Here is a 26,345-nt window from a genome sequence, read left to right as displayed (position 1 = left end):
CGCGGCCGTCGATTTCCGCCGCTCGTCCGATAGTGACCCCATCGGACGAGCGATTCCTCGTCTGCTTTCATGGTCGAATTGGTGCCGCGACGCAAAGCAAAGTGTTGTGGTCTCCAATGGGATGAATATTCTCCCTGATATGCGCATTCTGCACGCCGCCGATCTTCACCTTGATTCTCCGCTGCGCTCGGTGGCGCTTCGTGATCCTGTTCTCGGGGAACGACTGCGCAACGCGTCGCGGGACGTCCTGCGGAAGATCGTCGATCTTGCGATCGAGCATCAGGTCGATGCGTTGGTCCTCGCCGGGGATGTGTTCGACAATGGCGTGCCGGATGTCTCCGCGCGAACGGTGCTATCGGTGGCGCTGTCGCGGTTAGGTTCTGCCGGCATCCCGACGATTCTGATCCGCGGCAACCACGACGGATTGCTGGATCATGCGCGATACGGTCCGCTCGGCGAAAACGTGATGCTCCTGGACCACGATCGTCCCACGGTCGATATCAGTGGGGTGAGCTTTCACGGGTTGTCGCACGGCGGCCAGCCCGAGACGCGGAGCTTCTTGCCCAGATATCCGGCGCCCGTGCCCGGACGGATCAACGTCGGCGTGATGCACTGCTCTCCGGACGGCACGAGCGGGCACGATCCCTATGCACCCTGTTCCGTGTCCGAGATGCTCGGGCACGGCTATGACTACTGGGCGCTGGGACACATCCACAAGCGGCAGGAGTGGCGCGGTGACAGCGTGCTCGCGGTCATGGCGGGCATTCCCCAGGGTCGGCACATTCGTGAGGTGGATGGTGGTTCGGTGACCCTGGTAGAAATCGACGGGCTGGGCGCGCGGGCCGAGGCGATCCCCGTTAGCCTGATCGCGTTCCGCGAGGTCGAACTGCCCATGCCGGCGGAGGAGGCGCAGGATGCCCGGACCGATCGGCTGCGGGCGGCTCTGGCCGTCGCCCGCGCGGGCGATGTCCCGACCGTCCTGCGGGTTGCACTTTCGGGACCCGGCGCGCAGCTCTTCTCGGCGCGGTCCGGCGAGGCGGCAAGCTATCTCGAGGTGCTGGTCGAGGATATTGAGGGCCTGCATCTCGATCGCGTGCTGGTGCGTGCCGGTCAAGCGCCGGACGTGCCCGCTCTCGTCGGTGACCTCGCGGCGGCGATGCGGGAAGAGGCCAAGAGCCCCGGCTTCAGGGATGAGGCGGAGCGGATGCTGACGGATCTCCGGGACGTTCTGCCGTCAGAACTGCGCGAGGTGCTGGACCCTGCTGAGCTCGACGACCTGATCGAGGAAGGTCTGGCCGCCGTCGCGGCGCGCTTGGCGCTGGCGGAGAGAACATGAGGCTGCGCCGACTGGATCTCGCGCGCTACGGTCGCTTCGAGGGGACTTCTCTGGATTTCGGGCCCGCGGGTGAGGCAACCGATGTCACTGTCATCTTCGGACCCAACGAGGCTGGCAAAAGCACCGCCTTCGCCGCCTGGCTCGATCTGCTCTACGGGTTCCAGAGGCAGGGCCATCCATATGCCTTCCGCTTCGAGCGCAAGGATCTACTCGTCGGTGCAGAGCTTGAAACGGCGGAGGGGCCGCTCGTGCTGCAACGCACTGCGCGCAACACCGGCTCCCTCACGGACGGCAGTGGGCGCGAGGTGGCCGAGCACCGCCTTGCGGCATTGCTCCATGGCCTCGACCGGGATGCCTACCGCACCCGCTTTTCGCTGGACGATGCCGTCTTGCGCGCCGGCGGTGAGGAGATCGCTGCCGCGAAAGGAGATCTCGGCCGTCTCCTCCATGCCGGCACGAGCGGGCTTTCTGGCCTGTCCCGCGCGCTGGACGAAGTCAGTGAGGAGGTGGACCGCTTTTACAAGAAAGGCGGTAGCGCGCAGGTGCTACCGGCCGCCAAGCGACGGCTGAGGGAATTGGAGACCCAGGTGCGCGAGCGGCGGCTCTCGCCGACACGCTTCGACGAACTCCACAGCGCCGTGACAGCCCGTGAGGCGGCAGCGCAGGACGCGCGCGACGCTGTGGCCGAGGCACGCCGTGCGGTCGCCTATGCGGATGCGGCGGCGCGGCGGCGGGAGTTGCGTGCTCGAAACGCGGATCTGACAACCGCGCTGGAGGGCTATCCCAAGGGGCCTGACATGGCGCAGGGCGTCGCGCACGAGGTGGTGCGCGTCGCCGCGGAAGCGCGAGAGGCCGCGGAACGAGAACGCCGCGCCACGGAGGACCATGCCGAAGCGGCCAAGCTGCTGTCGGAGGAGCTGATGCTCGATCCGGAAGGGCTCGATCTCGGCACATTGCTCGACGATCTGGATGGGCTGCGGTTCGACGACCAGCCGTTGCTGCTGCGCGTTGCGGGGGCCGAGGCGGATCTGGAAAAGCGGCACGCGGAGCGCGACCGGCTCGCGACAGCGGCTGGCGCGTTGGCGGCACGCTTGGGCGGCCCGGAGGCGGCGGCGGAAGACATGCGTCTCGCTCCGGCAACGCTGGATCTCCTGGAGTCGCAGCTTCAGGAGGTGAGGGACGCGGAGCACGATCTGCGCGGCGCGCAGGAGGCACTGGCCGACGCGGAGGATGGGCTGGGCGATGCGCCGCCTGCCCCACAGGGAGAAGCGGCGCTGGCCGAGGCGTGGGAACGCCTGAGCGCCGAGGCCCCGGACGTGGAGGCGCTTCGCGAAAGAGAGGCGGAGGCCGACTCGGCGACCAGGTTGGCGGCGGCGGGCCTTCCCGAAGGCTGGAAGACAGATCTGGAGCCGGAGGGCCTCCCGACCGAGGAGGAGGTCTCGTCGACGGTGCAGACCGCGGCGCGAACCGCCGATGCGCTGGCATTTGCAGAGGAGCAGCGAGCCGATGCGATTGCCGCGCGCGAGGCAGCCGAAGCGCGCCACACCGCCGCCGCGGCCAACCCTGCGGCGATGGACATCGCGGAAATCCAGCGCCGGAGGCGTGCGCGGGAACAGGCATGGTCCACGCACCGCGCGGCCCTTGATGCGGAAACAGCCGAGACATTCGAGGCCGCGATGCGCAGCGACGACGAGGCCACGGCAGCCCACGCGGAGGGGGCCGAGGCGCGCGCCTTGCTGTTGCGCCGGTCCGAGGAGCTTGAGGCGACCCGCGCCGAGGAGGTCGCCGCCGTGCGTTACGCCGTGGCTGCACGGGCAGCGAGCGAGGCCGCGAGTGACCGGCTTGCGGCGTTCGCGCCGCGTCTCTTGCTCGACTTGGGCACCCCGCCGGAAGCGTTTCTGCCGCGCCGCCGAGCGCTGGCGCTCGCGCTTGAGGCGGCGGAACGGCAGCGGGCCGCCACCGCGACACTCGCGCGGGCAGGGAAGCGAAAGGCAGAACTGCAACTCAAGGTTAGAGAGGCTCTGGAGGTGAGCAGTGCGTCTCTGGACGATACGCCCCTTGGGGTCGCCGCGAAGGCGCGACTGTCGGAGCTGCGCGAGGCCGGGACGGTCCTCGCGCGCTGGCAGACCAAAGAGGAACAGAGGGCCGGATTAGAGCGGAAGGTGAAGCGTGCGTGGGAGAGGCTCGCCGCGCGCAAGGCGGCTCTGGCCGAGGCGGCAGCCGGAAACTGGGCCGTGCGGATGGCGCCGGTCGCCCTGCGCGAGGCCCTGCCGGTGGCCGCCGAGCTTGCCAAGACCCTGGATCAAGTGTGCGAACTGGATCACCGGATCGGGCGCATGGAGCAGGCGCTGGAAATCTTCGAGGCGGTCGCATCGCGCATTCGCAAGGTGGTCGGGCCTGCCGCCACCGCCGAGCTGCTGGTGGGGGCAGCACGCCAGCGTCGGACCCAAGCGGAGCGCATTGCGGCGGAGATCGCCGCCGCGACCAAGCGGCGTGACGACGCTGCCACCGCGGTAGAAGACGCACGCGCCGCGCAGGAACTGGCGGCAAGGCGCATATCGGAATTACTGACCGGTCAGGAGCTGCCCGACGGCGTGCCGCCCGACCAACTTGTCTCCAGACTCGAGGAGCGAGACGACCTGCGTCGCGAGCGGCAACGCGCGGAAGCAGAGATCTCCGAGACCGGACGGGACCTCGATGCGGTGCGGCTCGACGAAGAAGAGGCGATCCTCGATCCGGTCCGACGTGCCGGACTCGCTGACGACCTGACACGCACCGAAGATGCGAGTGCTGCCGCGGACCGAGAAGCCGGCGCCGCGCAGCAGGAGCTTGCCTCCGCCCTGAAGGCTGGCGGCGGGGCGGCGGCCGATCAAGAGCGGGCCGCGATCCTGGAAGACCTGACCGGCGGCGCGCGCGAGGCGATAGTGCGCGCGATCGGCGCGGCAGCAGCGCGGACCGCTTTGCGGCGTCTCGGTGATAGCCGCCGGGGGCCGATGCTGGCTGACACCGAGGCTGCATTCCGCAGGTTAACCGGCGGCGTATGGTCCCGTCTCGACACTTGGGTGCAGGGGCAGGATGAAAGGCTTGTCGGGATTTCCGAGGGACGTTCGGTGCCGGCCGACGGCATGTCGACGGGAACGCGCGCGCAGCTCTATCTCGCGCTGCGCATCGGGGGCCACGCGGCCTTCGTGCGCGAGGCCGGACCTTTGCCATTCGTCACGGACGACATCCTCGAAAGCTTCGACGACCAGCGCGCCGGCGCTGCCCTCGAACTGACGGCAGAGTTGGGTAGCCGCGGACAGGCTATCCTGTTCACCCATCACGCCCATCTGGTAGAGATGGCGCGCGCGCGGATCAGCGGTGTGCGGGTGATCGAATTGCCCGGGAGGGATGTCGCTGCGGCGTGACCGGCGTCGCCTCCCGTGGGACAGTGCCCCGCTATGCGTCCTGTTGTGCGAGCCACTCCATGCAAGCGCTGAGATATTCCCGCGCGTCCTTACTGAGGCGTCCGATACCCAACAGTCTCGCCAAATCAAAGGTCGGTTCATCGGCAATCCACCAAGGCAGCAGGCCACTCTATGCATTTCAACTCACGCCCCCCTGCACGTCCCGAACCTTCAGCCCCAAGCGCCCAGCCTTTCCAACGAGCAGGTCATGTAGCAGCAGAACCTTCGCCGCATCGGCAGAAAGGGCTTCGATATAGCTGCGTCCAGCAAGGGTCGAGGTTGCCTGGCAAGCAAATTCAACTTCAGCATCCTCACGATGACATGCCGAAAAGGAAATTCTGGCCCAGGACGCCCAACGAGGCACGACAAGTTCACAAATCACATTGCACGCTTCTACGAAGTTACCCTTCATCGTCACGGGTGCTCCCAGATTGAAGGGCCGTGACTGAGCCGCAGAAAGGAAATCAGATGTGGCGATCTTCAGCACGCTCAGCTCATCACCGAAGGTCTCAATCAGGCTCATCGAAAAATGGTTTGACAGCATTGCCAGGCTTCCTTTTCAGTTCCAAATTGGGCGAAGAGACATTGGTCTCCCCGGTCGCGCTCCATCCTCTGATCGGATATTGGTCCAGCTCAAGCTCAGCCAAAACGCTACAAACTCCATCGCCAATCTGCGATCCACAGGCGGTTTCGAGGCGGCTCGCGACGCCGAACGCCCCCAATTCTATTTGATTCCCAGATTCTATTATTCAGAGGCGCAAAAACCTGAAACATCACAACACCTTGCGCCCACTCCGGACGCACATTTCCGGGGAAAGGTCGCAGCAATTCGGCGCAAGGACGCAGAAAGCCGGAATAAAGTCGCAAAATCCCGGAACAAGGTCTCATATTCCCAGCCTGCAAGCGCTCGCCTGAGGACGCCAAGCCGCCGCGCTCCCGGGCCGACCCAAAGCATGTTCTCCTTCGCAGGGTGACAAATGTTTTTCGCTTTGATCGCTGGCGACCAATATTCGTATCATGAAGCTTTCAGACGTTCATGCTCACTTGTCCGACTGTCGAATCTGCCCCACCGATTTGCCCGCGAGGAATGCGCTACCGTATCTCGCCGCGTTCTCGGTATTGACCAGAATTGAAGGCGTGCCACTGCTCGTTTACGACAATGCAGGCACCGCGTTCGCACAGTGTTTCCCCAAGACCTCGATGCCATCGTCTGCGACAGCGCACTTCGGTAGCGACGTCGCAGGCTACAACAGCTGGCGCAATCTGATACTGGATGCACTTCTGCTGTCAGCCGGAGCTCAGGTCGACACCGATGCTTGGGACGGACTTCGAAGAGTAGCTCGTATTTGCCGCGGGCGCGCTTTCGCGAACAGGCTGTATCACGTCAGCAGCCGCGTTCCTCAAGGCACGCCGCCAAGGAACCTCACTTCGCTCATCGCACTCGAGATTGACTCTTCATTGACCGGACAAGACAGCCGGAGCTTCAGACAAGGTCTGGGCGCGATCGACGCCCTTCAGGATGAGGCCTTGGCTCAAAAAATAGGCATTCTTCCGCCGGCCACGATTGGTAAATTGCCAAAGTTGACTGACCATTTGCGGCACTTTCCGCTTCCTCCAGCTCTCGCGGAGTTTTGGACGGGGGCAAGAAGCACGGACCAAAACGCGCTTTCATTCGTATGGCGCATAGCGAGATTGGCTTGTGTGTTCACGGATGCGGACAACCCTACGCCCGCTACATTCTTCGCCGACGGCCGCGACAAACACCTCGCCGATCTTGACCCGCAGGACTTTGGCCTGCGTCGTCCGTCACGGGGAACATATTGGACCTACCTAAGTCGCCTGAGTTGCCGCTTCAGATCACTGGGCGGAGTGGGCCTGCCCAAAGGTCTCACCGAGGTCGAGCGAAGATGGTCAGAGGTGAAGAGCCTCGCCTTGCAACATGCAGCGTTCTCCTCGGCCCGCGTGAGAAATTTGGCGGCAGTCTCTACTCCCGCGATCAACGAGGAACTTTCCCCATCCGAACTCGCCCCCGAATGGTTCAAGGGCAAGATTGCAACTCTGAGCGGCGCGAAACGAAGAGCGTTTCTGTCAGCCTGCTACTTGATCGACGAACTTCGTGCGGTTTCCGTTGATGAGCTGCATCTTTTTCCGCCTGAGGGAACTGGCGTGCAGCGCCAGCGCAAGCGCCAACAACAAGGGTAATCCCCCTATTCGGTCTCGGGCAAGCAAACCGGTGGCCTCATGCCCACAAGCCATCTCCCCCTCAGAACCTTCGTTTTTCCCCAATCGATTGTCGACCCATCTCCTGCCCAAGGAGATGACGATGCCAAAGAGAAAAACAGACAGACAAAACTTCAAGCAGCGCAAGCAAGGCTTTTTTAATCAATCCGAACTGGCGGCCTGGCTCGGAGTCAGCCCTAACTCCGTTGCCCTGATCGCGAAGCGCTTCAACCTGACTGACCTGGATGGGTCCTATCCAGAGGCCGCCGTCTGGCGAAAAGTCCTCGGGGTCATCCCTCGACATGAAGATGACCGCGCTTTGTTGCGACGCCCACTCAAGTGCAGCGCATGGTTCGCAAGCAAGACAGGTCTCCCGAGAAGCACCATCCGTAGGAAGATCAGGGCCGGCACTTTGGAGTATCCCGTTGGTGTTCAGTTGGCCGTCGAAAGCGAAGGCGGTTTCGCGCCGCGATCACGTCGGTGGATACCGTCTATCATCGAGGCTTTGGCAGAGGGCAAGGCGCCCCCTGCATTCGACCAAGTCGAGACAGAAAATGCGCGCTTGCCGTTGGCTCCTGCGGGTGATGTCGAGTCGCTCCCACCGCCCACAATCAACGTTTTTGAGCAAATCGTGCGCGGCGGCGTCGGCGGCACGCAGCAATGACCGAATTAACGACTGGTCGTTCGCTTTCGGGACTGGAAAACGAACGACCTTTCGTTACCGCATGCGCAGTAACGGCCATTCTTCCCAATAACGGCCAATCAAAGGAAGGGGAGCCCACCGATGATCACCCCTACGATACAAGATGCCATCGACCAGTGCCTCGCAGCTGAAAACGCCACTGTGAGGCAATACGGCCGGAACCTCGAGCGCGCGTGTGACCTCGTCGCTCGCCACCGGCATCATGACCTGCGCCAGGACATCGCAGACGTCTCTGCCTACAGAGATTGGATGCCGAGATTTGACAATCGATCCGCACCACTTCTCGAGCGCATCGCGAAAGCTGGTTTGTCTCAGTCGACCTACAAGCAGTATGCCGAGGATGGCCGACGTGCCATTGAGCATCTCACTGGAGACCTGCGCGCGCGCATCGAACGAAAGTCGAGGAGGGATGACTGGCATCATCTCATCGCAGACCTTGAGAGCCTGGTAGAAACCAAGCTTCTTGCACTTGGTAGGCTAAAATCCATCCGAAACCTTGCCGACATTTGCCGGTCCCAAAATCTCTCGTTGACCGGCCTGAATGGAACAGCGCTACTGGCCATACACAAAAATGTCCCGGCCGCGCATTGGTCGAAGGTCGTGAAGGGGGCCAATGCACTCGATTGGCTCAGGATGTATGACACTCTCTCCGAACGACTGCCCGAGCGTGCTCTGGCACTTGATACGATCAGCCTGAGAAGATCTCGATCCATCCCAGCGGGTATGTCCAGCGAGATCGCTGACTGGATACGTGTCGCCACTACGACCATTCCATCCAGCGCTGAAACGGAAGTTGCACAAAGCGTTCTTGCTGAAAGACATTCAGAGGGAGCCATTGGGGTCTTCTCTGCCGCCTTGGGGGCTTTTGTTTCGTCGATAGCACGGCGACAAGAAATCACGCACCTCAATACGATCAACGGCCTGTTTACTGACGAGAACATCGAAGCGGTCCTCATCGATTGGATTTCAGCACATCGCAAGGGCGAGAAGTCGGCTTTCTCTCCACGCACGATCTACCGCTATGCCGACTGTGTGAAACTCGCCTTGTTTCGCAATGGGCACCACAGCGCGGCAGACAAGATTGCCCGGTGCTGCAAGGATTGGCCAACGCTTCAGGAAGGGCGAAAAGCCAACGAATACATGTCCGCCGAAACCGAGGCATGGTGCCGAGGTCTGATTGGCGACCCCGCCAAGATGGCGGTTTTCGAGACGCAGCATGTCACATATTTCAAGGTCGCACTCCAAGCGTTGAACGAGGCGGAGGCTGCCAAACTCGACTTGCAGCACCTATCAGACCCCAAAAACATGGCCGAGCTTCCGAGAAGACTCAGGCGGACTGCAAAACGCCTATTGCGGCGCGTGCGGGTCTTCGGTGTAAGCGCGGCCTATGCCGCTATTGCCCTCGAGGGCGCGCCTTTCAGGAAAGCGAACATCTTGGGGCTTTCGCTGGGGGGCGCCCAACAGACGATGTTCGACAACCGAGGACTGCGGCAGGGTTTTACGATCCTGATTCCAAATGAACTTCTCAAGAACGGGAAAAGCCTGACGGATCGCGGCGCCACCATCCCGCCCGTGCCGCTATGCGGCAGGGAACCGGGGCAGAATGCCGAGGAGATCATCAGCTTCTATCTCAAGCGGATAAGGCCACTGTTTCCGGGAGCCAAGCAATCTCCCTACCTATTTTTGTCCCTTGTTTCTCAAGCTGATAGCATGGTCCACAAGACTTTCGACAACTGGTTGCTGGAGGCCTCCAATAGTCTTGGCATACCGATGACGTCACACAATTTCCGGCACGGATACTGCTCGATCGAAATCAAGCACGACCCGAACTGCATTGAGGACCTCGCGCACGTTCTGGGAGACCTGCCGGAAACAGTGCGCCGGTATTATGCTTTCGTGGACCGCGTCGCGACCCTGCGTCGCCACCAAGCCCTGCGGTCGGAACGTAGGTCTCAGTATCGCATTCGCGATGTGTCCGTCGATGAGGGCACGACATGAACCGTGCACAGATCCTGGCGAAAGGCCATTGGACCTACTTCCACGAAGTCGAAGGTTTGGACACCCTGTCTCTGATTGCGCTCTCGTGCATGGACTCGTTCCTCGAGTATGTAACGGCGCAAGGGGCGGCGGCCCCGTCCTCCGGCGACATAGTGCTCTGGGCAACACAGAGAGATGACCCAGTCTCAGCCGGCCAACACCTTCTTGATGCTCTGCGGGTCTGCATACCTGGTTTTGCCGAGGTCGGAGAAAAGGCCTTGGCTATGCTGAAAACGGCATCACCGAAAGCCGGTCCAAAGATGGCCCCTGAACAAGACAGCCGTTCTCGGGAAGCTCCAGTTCCCGCTCAAGCGAGTTTCTGGGACCCACTCGCAAGCCCAGCCCCTACCTACATGGGGCGACGCCGGATTTCGGTCTACCCCGAAGAACTGCCGGAGGCGTGGAAAGCAGCGTTGCTGAACGCTGCATTTGGCCGACCTGGCCATGGCGTGGTCTACAGTCGGGAGATCCTTCGTCGAACGAGAGAAAAGCTCTGTCAACTTGCCTGGTCATGCCGTTGCGCGGGCCATCCAATCGAAATTTCTGAAGTCACTGTCGATCGTTACCAGCAAGATGTCATCGCACGGAGAAAATCCGGAAAGAATGGCTTGAGGTGGGCCACTGTTCGCGCGTTAATTGAAGAAATCCATCGCTTTGCGCGTTTCATCGGGCTTCATGATACTCTGATCAGTTTCCTGGCGACACGCCTGCGATTATTGGAACGCCGAGAGCGACAGCAGAAGGCGTTAAAGCATTTCGAGCTGGCAAGGACGGGCAACACGACTAACCGCATACTCGACATGGCGGACGGCCTGCTTGGTGCAGTTCCTGCTATCGACTGCCCGAAAAAACGGCATCGCATGCGAAATGCCGCATGCATACTTGGCATTTATCCGATCGTTCCACTGCGAAATGCCTCGGCCAGCTTGGTGTTTGGTGAAAACCTGTTTTGGAACAACGGCGAATGGACAATCGATATGAAAATCCAAAAGACCCAAGCCCGATCCCCACACCATCTGGTAGTCCCGTTGCATGCCGATCACGGGAAATTCGTGGATGCTGTGCTGATAGGGGATGCCAACGTGGATCGGATCGCAGAGGCGCGTGCGAAAGCCCTGTCTGACAGGCAAACTTTGTTCGCTTTGCACGACGGCACCCCGGTTTCAGAAACCTACATCCCGCGCATCTTCAAGACTTTGACTGGCAATAATTTCACGACCACCCGCACAATGCTCCATACAGACGAAGCGATTGAGAATGGCGATGGCGGGACTTCCTATGCCATGGCATCGTGCCACCAAGTGGACTGGAAAATCAGGAAAAAATACCAGCTCGAAACATTGGCTCGGTCATCTGTGGAGCGGAGGCAGCAAGCTGGCCGCATCCGGCGAGCGAGATTGTCCGATCAGATACACGAGAATTGGCAACCTTTGCCAGCCCCAGCGGAGTGAGAACAATGGCGTGGGCCCGGTGCAAAATTGGACACAAAGGGCGTGGACTTGCCGTTCGCTGCGACGACCAAGAACGGCCCGAAGTCGCTGCCTACGAATATTCGTCGTAGGTCGCGACAATGGCATCGGGATCACTCTCTTTCAATATGTCATGAGCTTTTCTTTAGCTTAGCTTTGCCGTCACAGTCAGGGAACCGGACACAACCAAGAAATGCTCCATAGCGACCGCGCCGTTCGACAAGCCATCCTGCTTCGCAACTGGGGCAAGCCAGCTGGGTCTCCCCGCAATCAGTGCAAACCAGGTCACTGCTGGCCCGAGAACGGACCGGGAGGCCGATACCGCAGAATTCGTGAGTGACTGCGCCAAATGCGTTGTCATGAGGCTCAGCGACCATCATTGTCTTTCATATAGATATCAGGCTTGAAACGAGAAGCGCGGTGCAGCCATGTATATTAGCAAGATTGAGATTGAAAATTTTCGCGGTTTTGGCGAGGGAGAAAAAAAGTTTGTGCTTCCACTTTCGCCCGGCCTGACAGCTTTATTGGGGGAAAATGATGCAGGAAAGACGGCTGTCATCGATGCATTGCGGTTCATCTTCGGAACGCGCGATCAGGAATACTACCGCGTTCAGGATAGCGACTTTCACTGGCCTGCGGGCAGTGCTGAAAGACGAAATGAAATCCGCATTTGCTGTCGCCTCGATGATCTAAGCCCTAAAGAGCAAGGCGCGTTTGCAGAGTTCCTGACCTATTTGGATGAAGGCGAGAAGCCGGATGTAGCCTTATACGTCCACTGGACCGCCAAGGACAAAAGCGGTGCCCGTAGTGGCCGTAGGATGGTCTTTTCAGAGGTAAGGACTGGAAGAAAAGGTGATGGCCCGGCACTTGATGTAGAGGCGCGTGAACTGCTGCGCTCAACATACTTGCGGCCCCTTCGTGATGCCGAGCGTGCTCTATCTACAGGGCGCGGTTCAAGGCTGTCAGAGATTCTCAAGAGCACCAAGCAGGTCATTGAAGTGGGTGCAGACTATGACCCAGAAGCCAACCCCGCACCGAATGTAGCTGACCTCAGCCTTCTTGGGATCGGAGATTATTCAAGTGCATTGATCAGTGAGCATGAGGGCATTCGTCAGGCGCGGCAAACCCTGAACGAGACCTACCTGAAGCCACTTTCTTTTGCGGGTGATAGCCTCGAAGGCCAAATATCCGTGGGCAGGCAAGGCGACCGAGACGCAAGGCTTCGCCAGCTTCTCGAACGTCTGGAACTCGAGCTTAGAAGCGGCGCAACGCCGGAACTGCCTGCCAACCGGGGCCTTGGATCGAATAACCTGCTCTTTATGGCTTGCGAACTTTTGCTGCTTAACTCGGAGGCTGTCGGACTGCCCCTATTGCTCATTGAAGAACCTGAGGCGCATCTACACCCGCAAAGGCAGCTTCGCCTGATGCAGTTTTTGGCCGAACAATCCAGTGGATCGGGAGGTAATGGCCAGAACGAAATTCAAATCATTCTGACAACGCACAGTCCTAACCTGGCCTCGGCGATTCCTTTGGACAGCCTGGTTCTCATTCATGGCGGCAAAGCCTTCACTCTTGCGCGCGGTCACACGGAGCTAAGTCCCGACGATTACCGCTTCTTGCAGCGGTTCCTCGACGTGACCAAGGCAAACCTCTTCTTCGCGAGAGGCGTCATGATTGTGGAGGGCGATGCCGAGAACATCCTACTGCCAACGCTTGCGCGACTGATTGGGATGGATTTGGCGGCCCATGGCGTGTCGATCGTCAACGTGGGCGGCGTCGGGCTGCGCCGCTTCGCGAGAATATTTCAGCGCAAGGATGCCGAGGCCGACGGTTTGATAAAGGTGCCTGTCGCCTGCATCACCGATATGGATGTAATGCCGGATTGCGCACCTGTGATTGTCGGAAAGACGGAACCATTCCCGGCCCTTAAAGACCGTCGGTGGCGCATGAAAAGCGACTTTGCGGTTGGTGAGTTGGATACGCGCCGCGAGGCAATCCGCGCGAAAGCCAGCGGCCAGTTTGTCGAGACGTTCGTTTCCAATGATTGGACCCTGGAGTATGATCTCGCCCTCCATGGTCTGGCTGAAGATGTGTGGATTGCCGGAACGCTTGCGCGGCAAGATGAGAAGATCAACGAACCTGACAAAGCCGAGAACATCTTCCGTGCAACGCGCGCGGCCAAGGCAGAGTTCATAGAAAAACAGAAGGCGTGCGGTGACGCGGAAGAGTTGGCCGCACACGTCTATTCCCTGTTTACGAACTCCCCGAAGGCATCAAAATCAATCGCTGCCCAATACCTTTCGGAGATTCTGGAGTGGAAGGTTGCAAGGGGCAGATACGATGCTGAAGCCCTCGCGCGGCTTCTTCCACCTTACGTCACAATGGCCTTGCGCTACGCCACCGGGGGCGGCGTAGGTGAAGTGGCAAATGGCAACGGTGAAGGAGCAGCCGCCCCCAACGCAGAAGTTGCAGGTGGACCGGGATGATCGAGCTACCGGAAGTCAGCGACCAAGACGTGCAGTGGGCTTGCAAAGTCCTCGGGCTGCCTGAAACGGCGTTTTCTGGTCCGGACGGAGCGGACCCGCGCCTCGGCGTGCTGCGAGCAAATGCGACCTTGGATGTGGAAGCGTGCCCAGGAAGCGGAAAAACCACTCTGCTCGTCGCGAAGCTGGCAATTCTCGCCCGACATTGGAACGCAGCAGAGCGTGGCATCTGCGTCCTTTCGCATACCAATGCTGCGCGGCGCGAGATTGAAAAGAAACTTGGGGCAACCTCCGAAGGACAACGGCTGCTTTCTTACCCGCACTATGTGGGCACGATCCATGGCTTCGTGAACGAATACCTCGCCCTGCCTTGGCTCCGATCAAAAGGCATCAAGATCGAGGCTGTTGACGACGATGTTTGCCTGAAATGGAGATGGAGTAAGCTTCCATTCGTGACGAGGCGAGCACTTGAACAGAGGCAGGGGAGCTTACATCGGCTGCGCTACCTGAATTCTGACTTCGATCTTGGTGCCATCCCTTGGGGAAAGGGCGGAGTGCTTAATAGGGCGTCCGCAACCTATCAACACATGCAACGGGTCTGCCAGGACTCTTATAAAGCTGGACTGTTCTGCCATGACGAAATGTTCGTATGGGCTTCCGATCTGTTGGACCGGTATCCAGAGGTTACGCGGCATCTGAGACATCGTTTCCCGCTGCTAATGATCGATGAAGTGCAGGATAACAGCGAGGTTCAATCCCGATTGCTTCAGCGCATCTTTGTGGTCGGCGGTCATGCCGTAATGCGTCAGAGATTTGGCGACCAGAACCAAGCGATCTATAGCTATCAGGGCCAGGATGGCGCGGCGACCGACAGCTTCCCCATCGAGGATATCAAGCGGACCATTCCGAATAGTTATCGGTTCGGGAATAGCGTTGCCGCTCTGGCCGATCCGCTTGGAGTGTCACCTCATGGTTTGGTTGGGCAAGGAGGCGTCGGACGCAGTGGAGAACCAGAACTTGTCGGCCGTCACGCGATCTTTTTGCTCGATGACGATAGCGTCGAGCGCGTCATTGATGAATATGTCGCCTATCTCCGCCAAGAGTTTGGAGCGGCTGAGCTAAGTAGCGGCGACTTTACCGCTGTAGGAGCCGTTCACCGGGCCGACACTGACGACAAACTACCACGTTCGATAAGGCACTATTGGCCCGAGTATGATCCAGAGATATCGAGCGCAGAGCCGCAGCCAAACACTCTGCTCCAGTATTTAGCGGCAGGACGCCGCCTTGCTGAGTTGTCTGGAGAAACAAATGATCTTGTTGAAAAGCTCGCTGAAGGTGTTCTTAGGCTCGCGCGTCTAATGTCGCCTGAGACCGCGATCGGCAAAAGAAGGCGAAACCACCGCTACGTCATGGACCTTCTGGAGGGAAACGCGGACGCCCTGGAGACCTATTTATATTTGGTCCGAGCATTTGCGGTCTCGCGAGTATTCCCAACTCAAGATAGGTGGGAAGCGGACTATAGGGTGCTCTTCGAGTCAGTAGCCCATTCGCTAAGCGCGTCACATGCAACCAATTCGGCTGCGAATGGATTTCTTGCTTGGAGCGAGATCGGCAACGTTGATGCGGCGAAAGCCAAACGGAACAACGTTCTTTGGGACGAGACGCAGGCACCCGCAATCAAAGTGCGCGTTGGCTCTATTCACTCGGTCAAGGGCGAGACGCATACCGCTACATTGGTCTTAGAAACATTTTACTACAAACACCATTTGAAAGAATTAAAGCCATGGCTGTTAGGGCAAACCCAAGGTGGAAACGGGCGAACTGATCGAATAAAGCAGCGTCTCAGGCTTCACTACGTGGCAATGACAAGAGCTGCCAGATTACTTTGCCTTGCCATGCGGACGGATGCCTTCAATGAAGCCGAGATCGGTATCCTGCGGGAAAATGGGTGGCGCGTCGCTCGCGTCACGCAAGAAGGGGTCGAATGGTTTGAGTGATAAATTTTGGTCACCGGATGGCCAGCCGAACTGCGCAGAGCTTAGCGCCATGAGTGCTGCTTTCGCACCCGGCCCTCGCGCAACGTGCAAGAACCGCAAATCCTCAACCCGGCCGGGATGTTTACGATCTATCGAAAAGTGATCACTGACCCTCAAACCACGAACGCATCGAGTTGCTTGGCCGGGTCGAGACACAGTTCATAAGTGGATAGCGATGGCGATGACGGGAACCCGCTGGCTTTCAGTCCGTTGAGGTCCCCGGCTCCGACAACAATGCTGCATCAAGAAATGGAGAGGACGCGGACTTCACGCAGGTAGGAGCCTGCATTGTATTCGATATCGTCCCCGACGCGAGCGTCGATCAACGCCTGGCCGAGAGGAGTATGTGCCCCGACGAGCCCGTGGTCGGGATCGTTTCCGTTTTCGACGATGGTGATCTGGAGCTTGCCTCCACCATTCCCGATTTTTTCGAGGCGAACGGTGCTGCCGATACGAACGACCGCAGGAGATGGATTTCCATCCATGGCGCGCTCCAGGGCCTCAGCCGTCATATCATCTTCGCGGCCTCCATCACCTGCCGCTTCCTGCTGACGCTCCATGAAGCTGAAGAGGTCATCTCTCGCCGGCTCAGGTTTGACTTCGGCAGTTGCCGGGCGAGGTGTCGAGTTCTTGTCACCGAGAGCGGCTTCCGATGACGTTGTCACCGATGGCATCGAGGCACTCGGGACTTCCTGGTCAGCGGGAGCGTCTTCGCCGGTCTGTGCATCGACGACTACTGGGGGTGTATCGCCAGTTTCCGCGAGCATATCGACAACAACCGTTTCGGTGAAGCGTTCGTCGATCGTGATGGCCCCGATGGGATCGATCTTCATTCTGTCGAGCGTTTCGAGGAGATTCTTCCACCAGAACTCCTTCTGGGCACTCCACTGGCTGCCGAAGACACGCCAGAAGGTCCAGCCGGCGCGTTCGAGCGCGGCCTGGCGCGCCATGTCCCGGTCCCAGACTTCGGGCCCGTGATACTGGTCTCCGTCGAGTTCGATGGCGAGACGGCGATCTTCATGGCCTTCGACCACGAGGTCGATGGAGAATCCGCCGGCCTTGACCTGCGGGCGGACGCGGTAGTTCGCCTCGAGGAGCCGGCCCAGCACTTCGCGCTCGAAGCCGCTGTCGCAGCGGTCCATGAGGTCGGCGCTTTCGGTGCCCGTTGTGACCCGGCCATTCGGCATCGGGTCAACGAAGTGGTGAAGGATGTCCGCCTTGATATCGGTGGGCTTGAGATCCTCGAGGCCGACGGAACGAACGAGGTAGAGTCGGTCCCGGGCCCGGCTCATGGCCACGTTGATACGTTGCTGGTCGGGCTTGGAGCTTTGGGATGTAACCCGGCCAGGGGTTGCCACCATGGACAGGAAGACGATGGAGCGCTCCTGCCCCTGCATGGTGCGGGCGTCGCCATAGATGATCCGGCGTTCCTCGATCTTCTCCGGGCCGATGCGCTCGTCTTCGACCAGCATGCGGCCGATCTTTTCGGCCTGCTCTCCGCCGATCAGGGAGATCACGCCGATATCGCGCCCGTTATGGGCCGGGTCATCGATGATCTTGGCGATCTCGTCGACGATCCACCGGGCTTCATAGGGGTTGGTCTTGCCCTGGCGCGCGGCGCCGGGAATGTAGACATCCACCAGGGGCGGATCGAAGCGCTCGGAGGCCTTCGGCACCCGGAGCGGAACCAGGGCGTTGTTGTAGAAGCGGGTGGAGAACTGGATGATCGGCGCCACGCAGCGGAAATGCTCACGCAGCATGACGTGGCTCTCGGGGTGCATGCGCTTGGTCATCTCGAAGATCGAGGTGTTCTCGTCGATCAGCCCGGCATTGGGCAGCCCGTCGAGGAACTCGGCGCGCAGCGCATTGATCTTCTGAACGGAAATACCGACCGCGGTCGGCGAGACCTGCGCCTCGTCACCCACGACAAGGATCTTCTTGCCGCGCGCCAGCGCCGCGATCGCGGTGATGTCGCTCTGCGAGGCCTCGTCCAGAATGACCAGGTCGAAATCACCGAACTCAGGCGGCAGTTGTTCGGGGATCTTGTATTCGGGCATGATCCAGACCGGTGCCGCGGAAGAGGCCTGTCGTGCTGCCTCCTGTGCTGCCCGGATGAAACGGGGCGCTTTCTTGCCCTTGCCGGTTCCGATCTTGGAGATGGCCTGGGTGAAGGCTTCCATCGCCTGGCGCACGCGCGGCGTCATGCGCTTGGCAAGACCCAATAGGGTGCGGATACGGATCAGCTCTTCGAAGTGCTTGCGGCGCCGCTGCATCGCGTCGGCCTTGGCCTTACGGTATTCGTCGCCATTGCCGAGTTCGATGATGTGCTGGACGCGGGCTGTCATCATGGCCCAGCTCCAGGCGGCCTGCCATGTGTCGGGGATCAGGGAGGGCGCATTGAGGGGATCGTCTTTCAGGCGCTCTGCCCATTCCGGCGCACCGCAGTCGGAAAGCACTTTCAGATTCACGCCCAGCTCCTTGAGCCTGGGTGCGATTTCGGAGAGGCGGGTGATCTCCTTGGTGATCTCGCCGCGCAGGGTCACGATCTGATGAGGGTCGGTTTCCGGCTGGCCGATTGCGGCCGCGAGATCGCGTAAGGCGCCGAAGATCGGAAGGGTATTCTTGCCGGCAATCGCGGTCAGCGTGGTGATCGCCTGGGGTGTGCGGTGTGCATCCGGAAGGTTGGCACGTAGGGCGAAGAGTGCAGGCTGGCAATCGAGCACCTTGAACGGCCCGTCGATGTCGAGGCCATAAGGGAAGAGAGTGCGCAGAGCGGAGCGAATGGGGGTGAGGCGTCGTGCGATTTCCAGCGCACGGTCTGCTTCTGACTGCCTGTCTTTCAGGTATGTCGCGAGGTCCCAGGGGTCGAGGGGTAGAGACCCCATGACACCGAACTCGATGAAAGGCATGAGGGTGCTGTTGATGCTGTCCCGGCTTTTCTTCAGAAGGCAGGCGTCATGGACTGCGCGCCAGTCATCGGCACCCGATGGGGACTCGCCGTTGACGCGGGTGCTGGCGACGGCCTGCTTGAGAGCCCCGCCGAAAAGCGAGAAACCAACCGGCTTCTGACCGGCCGCACCGCGTTGCGCCGCGCCCTGGAAATCTTCCAGGCTGCATGCGTCGAGAGAGAAGCGGACGGAGGCGATCGCTTCAAGATTTTCTTGGCGGGCGAGGAAGTCCCGGGTCTTTTCGATCGCGGAGCAGTCGAGAGGTGCTTCATTCTGGATGGCGAGGATTGCGAGATCGCGTTCCGGCTCATCCAGTTCTTCGATCGCAGCAGCACAGGCCTCGAGCTCGTGAAGAACGTTGCGCGCCTGGCTCTCGGCGTCGGCACTGTCGAGGGCCATCTGAGGTGCGCCGGAGTAGTCGACCACCTCGCGGCAGTTCCAGGCAAGTTCCACATCGTGGGCGGCGATCAGGTCGGCTGTTGCGGGCAGTTCGTCCGGCCGCGGAAGATCCGCGCCGGCATAGATGATGTCTCCAGCGAGCTCGGGCAGGGCCTGCCTGAGGTATTGGAGAAGGTCCGGTAGCTGGGAGGGAGGGAGGTCCTTGGGCCTGTCGGTAAACCAGCCATGCTGTTCGGCATCGGCTTCGAGGATTTCGACGAGATCCATCGGTGGATGGGTTTTGCCCTGCCAGTCGAGAGGCGCCAGGTTGGTGCGGGCGATCTCTGCAAGCTTTAGGTCTGCCTGCGCAGCTTCGTTGTCGCAATCGACGATCTTCCGCTCAAGCATGGCTTTCGTGGCGAGGGCTTCGTCAGTGTTCAGCCCAACGACTTCATTCGACAGCTCCGTGACAGCATCCTGAAGCTGCTGCGCGCTCTCGCGGTCAGTGCCGACCGAGGCGATGACGAGGGGCTGGAGGCTCTTGGGAAGTTTCTCGCGCACTGCGGCGATGGCCTCCGGCGTCCGGGCGGTGACAAGAACGCGCTTTCCGGTCGCCATCTGGTGGCTGATGATGTTCGCGATGCTGTGGCTTTTCCCGGTGCCGGGAGGGCCTGAAACCGTTGCGACATGGAGCGACTTGTCGTCGATCATGTCCGAGATCTTGCCCTGTTCCTCGTTGAAGGGGAGAGGGAAGAAGTGCACCCGCCTGGAGTTCAGCTTTTCAGCCGCACCGCCCACGGGACTGGCCGATGGCTCCCGATCAGATGCTCCTGAGCCGGACGGGGCGCTCCATGTGTTTTCGCCTGCGCCAGCCAGGATGGTGCTGTCGATGCCCCAGTCGGAAACCGCGACATGGGCGGCATCGGAAGGTGGCTTCGCGAAGCCCCTGATGGAAGATGGCACGGAGGTGTTTTGATCCGCGATCCGCTTGCGCAGGGCCTCGAGGTCCTGGGAACGGGCCTCGTGAGATCTCGGCCGGCCGAAGATAGCCCAGGTCGAGGCGATCTTGAATTCGGAGCTTATGCGGGGAAGGGACTCGCCGGCATCGATGCGAACCCGGTCGATATGCTCACCGGTGCTCGAAAGGTTCGAGGCGGCGGTATCAAGAATGGGCTCAAGTGCGGTGGTGAAAGGGGAGATCTCCACGTCGCCCTGCATGATCTGGACAAGGCGATCTTGCAGGTCGCGCTGAAGCTTGGGGGAGCCATCGATCTCGATTTCGAGATAGGGCTTCAAAGAGAGGATTGGCGGAAGGTCGCGAGGATGGATGACGATCGCACCACCGTCTTCGACCTCGATATCCACCAACTGCTCGACGATCGGCATGTCGATCCTCTGGCCGGCATGCTCCCACCGGCCGATTCCGATACCCCAGACCAGCTCGGGCGGAGTAGATTCAGCCGTGTGGATGCTGGCGTGGATCTTGAAGAGGTCATTGTAGAAGGAGATCGATTTACGGATCGGCTTTTCATCTCGCGCCCAATCAGCCCAGGGGCCGCTGGTATAGCGCTCGAAATCCCGCTGCATTTCCTTGCAGTCTTCAGCAAGCAGGACAATCTTGACGTGGTTCTCAACCTCGACGCCATCGGCGACGATCGTCTTGACGTTTTCCGGCCGCAGAAGACCCGCCACTTCCAGGTCGGAGGCCTCCTCGATCGAAACCTCAATCGAGATCGCGCTTTTCATGACCGGCGGCTTGGCGGGATCGGTGGGGCGTGAGGTCAGGAATCTGGCTACGTAGTCGACTGGCTCTGGCGGTTTGGTTTCACGCTGTCTGTCGATGCGGAGCCAGGAGCCGTCATCGCAATCGAGATGCAGGCCAGAGAGTCCATGCATATCACCTTCATGGAAAACACCAAGTCCTGCGGACATGGTCATCTGGACCTTCTCGCGGGCGGTCAGGACACCCTGGGCAAAGCCAAGAAGGCCAGAAAGTTTCTGGCGGTCGTCAGGGGACAGCTCCTCATCCGGTTGGACCGTGTAGTTCTTGTTCATATTAGATCCCGGCCTCTGAATTCTTCGAGAAGCCCTAAGTTCGGTTGACCTCGACACAGGTGTGTTGGGTTTGGAATCGCGCTTCTGGTTGAAACTGACCTCAAACAAAACCCAAAGACGATCATTCTGATGTTGAAAGCAAATTTTGGTGAATTCAATATCGTGCTGAACCAATCTGAAACCAACTGTCGGCTATTGCAAGCCCCCAGAAAAGCCGAATGACGAAGGTGCTGTATCCAGTCTCGTGCTCACGATCTTATCTCCGTGTTCACGAAACCAGCAGCAGGTCACATCGCTGGGTCAGCTCTTCAGCATCGTCCATCTCCTCGTCTGGAGAACAGGCCAGCTTCAATCGGCGGACTTTTCAGGGAAGCAACTCACCCCTTCAAAAATCATTTCGCCGTTCTGAAAACGGCCAATCTTCCTTTTGACAGGCGTGCCACCCAAAGTTCCACGGCCAGCCTTCTGTCTGTTTTTCGGCGCGGTCCCGCCGAAGAGCAGGCCAGCGCGAGAGTCCTTCTAAACCGGCCTTTCAGCGCTCTTGACGCCGACGCGCAATCGTCGGCACCCAAGATGGAGACCAATATGTCGTTTCAACCGACACCCTTTCGCCTGCCAGCGTTCATGCTCACGCAGGCACCGACAGAGCTTCACCGCTTTGTTGGCGAAAACCTCCCTGCTCTGGCGTTCGCTGCGACGATCCTGGGCGGGTCATCCGGCCGGCAACTTCTGGCAAGGCTCGTTGAGGAGCTGCAATCCGAAACTATCGTGACATCTTCAGCACAGCGTTCTGCTGCGCAGCTGTCTCATGTGCTTGATCCCGATGGATCTGCATGGCGAGGACTGACGCAAACCCAAGGGATCGACGAGCAAGGCGCAGAGCTGACCGAAATGGAGCAATTGCTCCGCGTGTTCCACGAAACTCTGGCACAGATGTAGAAATGCAAACATCAGTGCCGTCCACCAGGTGATGCACAAAAGCTGGATGGACGGCCAAGACACCGGGAGCAGGTTTTTGCTCCCGGAACAACCTCGCACAAAAAAGCACGGATCAAGAGCAATGCCGACATTCATCACCCTCCCCTCGAAACCCAAGAGCACGAGCATGATAGAAGATTCGCGGGAACGGCTATGCGCCTCTTCACACGTGGGCATGTCCATTCCGCGTTGAAGGAGCCCCCAAGGATGACCACTGAATTCACGCTCAGAAGGCTTCACTCCGACATTGTCGCGACCCAGGTCTGGCTGCGGAACAAGTATGGGCCTGCGTTCAGGATGATCGTAATAGACAGGCACTATAGCTGCGCACCCGACGAAATCGCCTATGTTGTCGTCTATGCAGCTGATGACAACGCCCCGCTTCGGCGTGAAATGCGCGCGCATGCAACTCGCATCCTCGAGGCACGTGGGTGGCGCTTGAATCCTCAACCGGGCCGTGATGTGCGCGACTTTGAGGAGAGCGATCGCTGGCTGTCCAACCACGAACGCCTCGAAATACTTGGCCAGGTCGAAGAATGGCTCAAAAACAAATAGGAGGGACCAGACCAGAAGCGCCCAAACCGACTGCGTCAGTGTGACTGGTGTCTAAGCGCGCCGAGCCATGGTCGGGCAGATTGCCAGCCGAGGTTGCAAAATCGCCCGAACAAGAGTGCCCACACGCCGGCGCGCTCAGCCTATCGTCTTATCGTCGTTCAGGCGAAAGCGTCGGTCTGTCCGAACCGTCCCTGCCTCTCCCAAGACAACCGCGGGCTTCCATGAGTCCTCAGACTGCACCTATACGAACCCATCACCGGTTGCCTGTGCAAGGTGGCGAGAAACAGCATCCGCGTCTCGCTCTCGGACCGCATTGAGCAGCGTCCGTCCTCCCAGACCCTCGTCAGGGGCGAGGAGGATGTCGAGAACGACCCAGGGGTCGCTGTCCCTGAAAGCGTCAAGCACAGTCCGAATACCCGGCAGAACATCGTCATGCCCGAACTGGAAGGCCGGATAGAGCCAGTCGGACCCTGAACGCAGGCCAAGCAATTTGTGAGCTTTCCTGCGTTTATCGACCGCCTTGCGCTGGATGCCGAGCAGGTCTTCGACTTGTGAGCTCGTCAACATCTCACCCGCGAGTTCTCGCAGACGAAGACGATGGGCGATCGTCCTCCCGACGGCGCCGGACAGAGGGTCCGATGCCCGCATCGGATCGGAAACCCGAGGATCGCTCAATGCACGCGCGAAGGCCTCAAGATCCGACGGCGCGGCAAGCGCTGACAACAAAAGGTCGCCGGGCATGTCACGGACTATGTGGTTGAGCGCTCTCACCATCCGCAGAAGCAAGACCCGCCCTACTGGCTCAAGATCGCCAATCTTCTCAACTGACTGCACCAGCGCTTCGTCAGACATGTCCGGTCTTTCAGAAGAGATCAACGCCAGCAAATCTTCCGGAAGATCGGCGGCGATACGCCTGATCAGCTTCTCGGCCTGGTCGACGAAATGCTCTTGAACCGAGCCGCTCGGCAAGTCCGGGCCCGTAGAGGTCAGAGTTTCATCAGCCGGGTCAGCGGACATAGCGGCACCGTCGAGAGGGTTGCTTTGATATCATCTTAAAACTCATCTTTATCAAAGCAACCCTTGCCGCATGACCAACCAGGCTCCTGGCCATGGGAACATAGCCCCGGTGGCCCGCGCATCAAATCCAGCAGTGGGGATGGGCAGAAACCGGCTGCCAGCAACCAAACGATACCTGTGGCCCAATATCGATCACGTCAAATCTTCGGGGCTGAGGCTGAAACCTCGATCCACAGTCATCGCAAGTCCGCAATCTCCCAGAAAGGCCTGACCAACGGTCCCCCGCAGCCTGCGCACGATATCGCGGTCAGGCGGCCTGGTCGACCACGTCATCCTCGTCATCCTCAGCCGGCTTGTAGTCGCTTGTTGTTGCCGCCATGGCCATGAAGTGCTCAAGGGCAGACTTCAACTCATCGCTATCAGGTAGCGAAATCTGGTAGCGCCCAATCGTGTCAGCCACGGCTTCTGCCGCAACCGCAGAGCTAAGAACCTTTGCACCGCGCCAGGCCGGATGCGCCGGAAGATCGACGTTCTTCAGGATGACCGCCACGATCGTCTTTCCTGTCTCCTCGTCGATCAGGCGCAAGGCTCCGAGGTGGCCGGAAGAATCGAGCAGTATCTCCGGGCGCGCAGGTTTGCCGGACACCAGGGTGCAGTCCGCGACGACTGGGTGTTTGTGGGGCTTCGAAAAACCAACGACGATCCCGTGCCTGGCCCGATCAAGCAAGTCTTTCAGGTTCTTCATGTTGGCTTCGGTGTAATGACGACCGATGATCGTATCTGAGACGTGACCGATGATCATCTGGCGGGTTTCGATGTCCACGCCGCCATCCCACAGTGCCGAAGACAGAGACTTTCGCAATGCGTAGAGGTCTTCATTGTAGTTGGCGATGCCCAGCTTCTTGCGAACCGACAACATCCGCTTCGAGAAGACCCCCTGGGGGCTCGTGTTCTTGGCGGTGTGGACCTCCGGGAAGAGGAGGTCCTGGGGACGGGCGAAGCTCTTGATCCAATCGACGAAACCAAGGTCGATCAGTATCTGGGGAACCGGAACGATGCGGGTGCTTTCGACGGTCTTCCCTTCCTGATCCGCAGACCAGCAGAGCTGCAAGCAGAAGACCTCATCGCGGAAGATCAGATCGCCACGCTTGAGGCGAAGAACTTCGCTCGGCCGACAGCCCATCGTGATCAGGACGAGCGGCACCCAGTAGCGTGAATTCCTGTAAATATGCCTCCCGGGGTTCAATCGGTTAACGCTTGTGCAACCACTGTAGACGCCGGAAGTCAGCAGCTTTCGAATGCGGCCTCCGGCCCAACGCAAGCGCAGTTTCGGTTGCGTGACACGAAGAAACAGCGGGTTCTCCAGCTTCCGGCGTTCGCAATCCGCCTTGATCGCCTTGGACAGTGCGGAATAGGTCATCAACTTGGTCTTGCCGTTGAACCCGGCATTTTCGGCGGCGGTCCGCAGGATCTGGTGCAGCCTGTCGAGGTGCCGCTCGAGATTGGTGTGCGTCACGCGGATCGTCAGCAGCTCGGCAAGTTCCGCCCGCTTTTGCGCATCGGAGATGTCGGACCGGGAAGCATAGAGGGCGTAGAGCGAGGCGTCCTCCTGGTCTGCTTCATCGATTTCCTCCTGCTTTTTCGGCATCTCGCGCTCCTTGAGGAAGCGGTTGTTGCCATGGCATTTGCCGTGCAGCTTCGGAAGCCTGCTCATCCAGACCATGAGCTGCTTCGTCACGTCGCCAAGACGGTCGATCGGAATGTCTCCGGCGTATGCGATGACGAGTCCCGCTGTTGTGCGAAGCTTTTTTTTCATCTCCTCGGTTTGACCCTCTATGGCAATCTCGAGCGCCTCGGAGACGGTGAAGAACCTGGGCAACTGCCCGTCCACGACACGAATGTCATGCCGCTGGAGCAGGTCCCACCCTTTCACCAGCGGGTCTTCACTCTCTTCGAGGGCATCAATCTCGAGCTTCAGGAGCTGACGGAGCGTTGTGCAGACAAGACGTGCGAACTCGGCATGGAAATCCGGGTTGAAGGGAAGCTGGAGGCGCTCGCAGCACTGACGCACCTCTTCATTGGCCGCGCTGAAATCCCTGGAGCGGATCTGTTGCTTGATCTGCAACAGGTCATCTTCCAGGACGCCGATGCGCGTCTCCACGTCGATCTCGACGGAAACCGCGTCGGCCGCCATCCGGGTCATGCGGTCGAGCACGAGGTCCCGGCAGATCAGCGCCTGCTCGCTGCTGGTGTAGTCTTTGAATTGTGCCTCAAGCATCTCGCCCGACCCTGTTTCCTGGGCGATCGAAAGCGAGCCGATCACCGAACCGGGCAGGAAATGAGTTCGTTTGCCGGAGAGCAGAAAAGGAAAGAGCCGGATGACCAAGCGTCATCCGGCTCTTTTCCATTCCATGCGCAAATTGCTGTCGGGCTTGCGCGCCGAGCGCCGCGCCGCGAGTCACCCGAAGGCGCAGGCGGCCCTGGCTGGCACTATCCGGCCCCCGGCGAAACGCCGAGTCGCGGACTAAAGCCGCCAAATGGCAAGCCATTGTTATTACAGTGATTTTTGGCATTTTTGGCTGGGGTGGTAGGATTCGAACCTACGGTGCGCGGTACCAAAAACCGGTGCCTTACCACTTGGCTACACCCCAACTGTGGCGGCGTATGTACTTTGGGTTTTCGCA

The 26,345-nt window shown here is 59.8% G+C and carries 15 protein-coding genes and 1 tRNA gene; 10 read left to right on the top strand and 6 right to left on the bottom strand.

What is annotated here, in order from left to right; translation table 11 throughout:
• The first annotated feature begins 121 nt into the window (after positions 1–121).
• Together PRI8871_RS03475 and PRI8871_RS03470 are read left to right on the top strand one after the other, a co-directional pair.
• On the top strand, positions 122–1,336 hold the full coding sequence (locus tag PRI8871_RS03475) for a metallophosphoesterase family protein (protein ID WP_108884780.1): 1,215 nt from the start codon (positions 122–124) through the stop codon (positions 1,334–1,336).
• Positions 1,333–4,743, top strand: coding sequence for a YhaN family protein (locus tag PRI8871_RS03470; protein ID WP_108884779.1), 3,411 nt, complete (start codon positions 1,333–1,335; stop codon positions 4,741–4,743). Before PRI8871_RS03475 ends, PRI8871_RS03470 begins: the two co-directional genes overlap by 4 nt.
• A gap of 178 nt (positions 4,744–4,921) precedes the next feature.
• Here PRI8871_RS03470 and PRI8871_RS03465 read toward each other — a convergent pair whose 3' ends face one another.
• Positions 4,922–5,305 carry a hypothetical protein gene (locus tag PRI8871_RS03465; RefSeq protein WP_181389355.1) on the bottom strand — a complete coding sequence of 128 codons (384 nt, stop codon included), beginning with the start codon at positions 5,303–5,305 and terminating at the stop codon, positions 4,922–4,924.
• Between the two features lie 494 nt (positions 5,306–5,799).
• On the opposite strand from PRI8871_RS03465, the gene PRI8871_RS03460 reads away from it, so the two are divergent.
• The 4 genes from PRI8871_RS03460 to PRI8871_RS03445 all read left to right on the top strand — a co-directional run bounded on the left by PRI8871_RS03460 (position 5,800) and on the right by PRI8871_RS03445 (position 11,193).
• The gene (locus PRI8871_RS03460; protein WP_146188639.1) at positions 5,800–6,984 is read left to right on the top strand and encodes a hypothetical protein; all 1,185 of its coding nucleotides are present in this window, start codon (positions 5,800–5,802) and stop codon (positions 6,982–6,984) included.
• Positions 6,985–7,105: 121 nt separating this feature from the next.
• A complete protein-coding gene (locus PRI8871_RS03455; protein ID WP_108884776.1) occupies positions 7,106–7,666 on the top strand; it encodes a hypothetical protein in 561 nt (186 codons plus the stop codon).
• A 120-nt stretch (positions 7,667–7,786) separates the two neighbouring features.
• The gene (locus PRI8871_RS03450; protein ID WP_108884775.1) at positions 7,787–9,703 is read left to right on the top strand and encodes a site-specific integrase; all 1,917 of its coding nucleotides are present in this window, start codon (positions 7,787–7,789) and stop codon (positions 9,701–9,703) included.
• A complete protein-coding gene (locus PRI8871_RS03445; RefSeq protein ID WP_108884774.1) occupies positions 9,700–11,193 on the top strand; it encodes a hypothetical protein in 1,494 nt (497 codons plus the stop codon). Before PRI8871_RS03450 ends, PRI8871_RS03445 begins: the two co-directional genes overlap by 4 nt.
• A 149-nt stretch (positions 11,194–11,342) precedes the next feature.
• Here PRI8871_RS03445 and PRI8871_RS03440 read toward each other — a convergent pair whose 3' ends face one another.
• Positions 11,343–11,588, bottom strand: coding sequence for a topoisomerase DNA-binding C4 zinc finger domain-containing protein (locus PRI8871_RS03440; protein ID WP_245897776.1), 246 nt, complete (start codon positions 11,586–11,588; stop codon positions 11,343–11,345).
• Positions 11,589–11,639: 51 nt separating this feature from the next.
• On the opposite strand from PRI8871_RS03440, the gene PRI8871_RS03435 reads away from it, so the two are divergent.
• Positions 11,640–13,697, top strand: a complete 2,058-nt coding sequence (locus tag PRI8871_RS03435; protein WP_108884773.1) for an ATP-dependent nuclease — start codon at positions 11,640–11,642, stop codon at positions 13,695–13,697.
• Positions 13,694–15,691 carry a UvrD-helicase domain-containing protein gene (locus tag PRI8871_RS03430; RefSeq protein ID WP_108884772.1) on the top strand — a complete coding sequence of 666 codons (1,998 nt, stop codon included), beginning with the start codon at positions 13,694–13,696 and terminating at the stop codon, positions 15,689–15,691. Before PRI8871_RS03435 ends, PRI8871_RS03430 begins: the two co-directional genes overlap by 4 nt.
• Before the next feature lie 281 nt (positions 15,692–15,972).
• Here the strand turns inward: PRI8871_RS03430 and PRI8871_RS03425 are convergent, their stop codons facing one another.
• Positions 15,973–21,111, bottom strand: a complete 5,139-nt coding sequence (locus PRI8871_RS03425; RefSeq protein WP_108884771.1) for a PDDEXK-like endonuclease domain-containing protein — start codon at positions 21,109–21,111, stop codon at positions 15,973–15,975.
• A gap of 585 nt (positions 21,112–21,696) precedes the next feature.
• On the opposite strand from PRI8871_RS03425, the gene PRI8871_RS19500 reads away from it, so the two are divergent.
• Together PRI8871_RS19500 and PRI8871_RS03415 are read left to right on the top strand one after the other, a co-directional pair.
• Positions 21,697–22,050 (top strand): hypothetical protein, encoded by a 354-nt coding sequence (locus PRI8871_RS19500; protein ID WP_108884770.1) that lies wholly within the window; start codon positions 21,697–21,699, stop codon positions 22,048–22,050.
• A 246-nt stretch (positions 22,051–22,296) separates the two neighbouring features.
• The gene (locus PRI8871_RS03415) at positions 22,297–22,644 is read left to right on the top strand and encodes a hypothetical protein (RefSeq protein ID WP_108884769.1); all 348 of its coding nucleotides are present in this window, start codon (positions 22,297–22,299) and stop codon (positions 22,642–22,644) included.
• Between the two features lie 240 nt (positions 22,645–22,884).
• Here PRI8871_RS03415 and PRI8871_RS03410 read toward each other — a convergent pair whose 3' ends face one another.
• From PRI8871_RS03410 to PRI8871_RS03400, 3 genes are all read right to left on the bottom strand, one after another.
• Positions 22,885–23,661 (bottom strand): DNA-binding protein, encoded by a 777-nt coding sequence (locus tag PRI8871_RS03410; RefSeq protein ID WP_108884768.1) that lies wholly within the window; start codon positions 23,659–23,661, stop codon positions 22,885–22,887.
• A gap of 307 nt (positions 23,662–23,968) precedes the next feature.
• Complete coding sequence (locus tag PRI8871_RS03405; RefSeq protein WP_146188637.1) at positions 23,969–26,047, bottom strand: tyrosine-type recombinase/integrase; 2,079 nt, start codon at positions 26,045–26,047, stop codon at positions 23,969–23,971.
• A 190-nt stretch (positions 26,048–26,237) separates the two neighbouring features.
• Positions 26,238–26,312 (bottom strand) — tRNA-Gln (locus PRI8871_RS03400).
• Positions 26,313–26,345 lie beyond the last annotated feature (33 nt).

Source organism: Pseudoprimorskyibacter insulae (assembly GCF_900302505.1).
GTDB lineage: Bacteria > Pseudomonadota > Alphaproteobacteria > Rhodobacterales > Rhodobacteraceae > Pseudoprimorskyibacter > Pseudoprimorskyibacter insulae.
The sequence above is the reverse complement of the archived record's forward strand: the minus strand, read 5'-3'. Positions and strand labels throughout refer to the sequence as shown.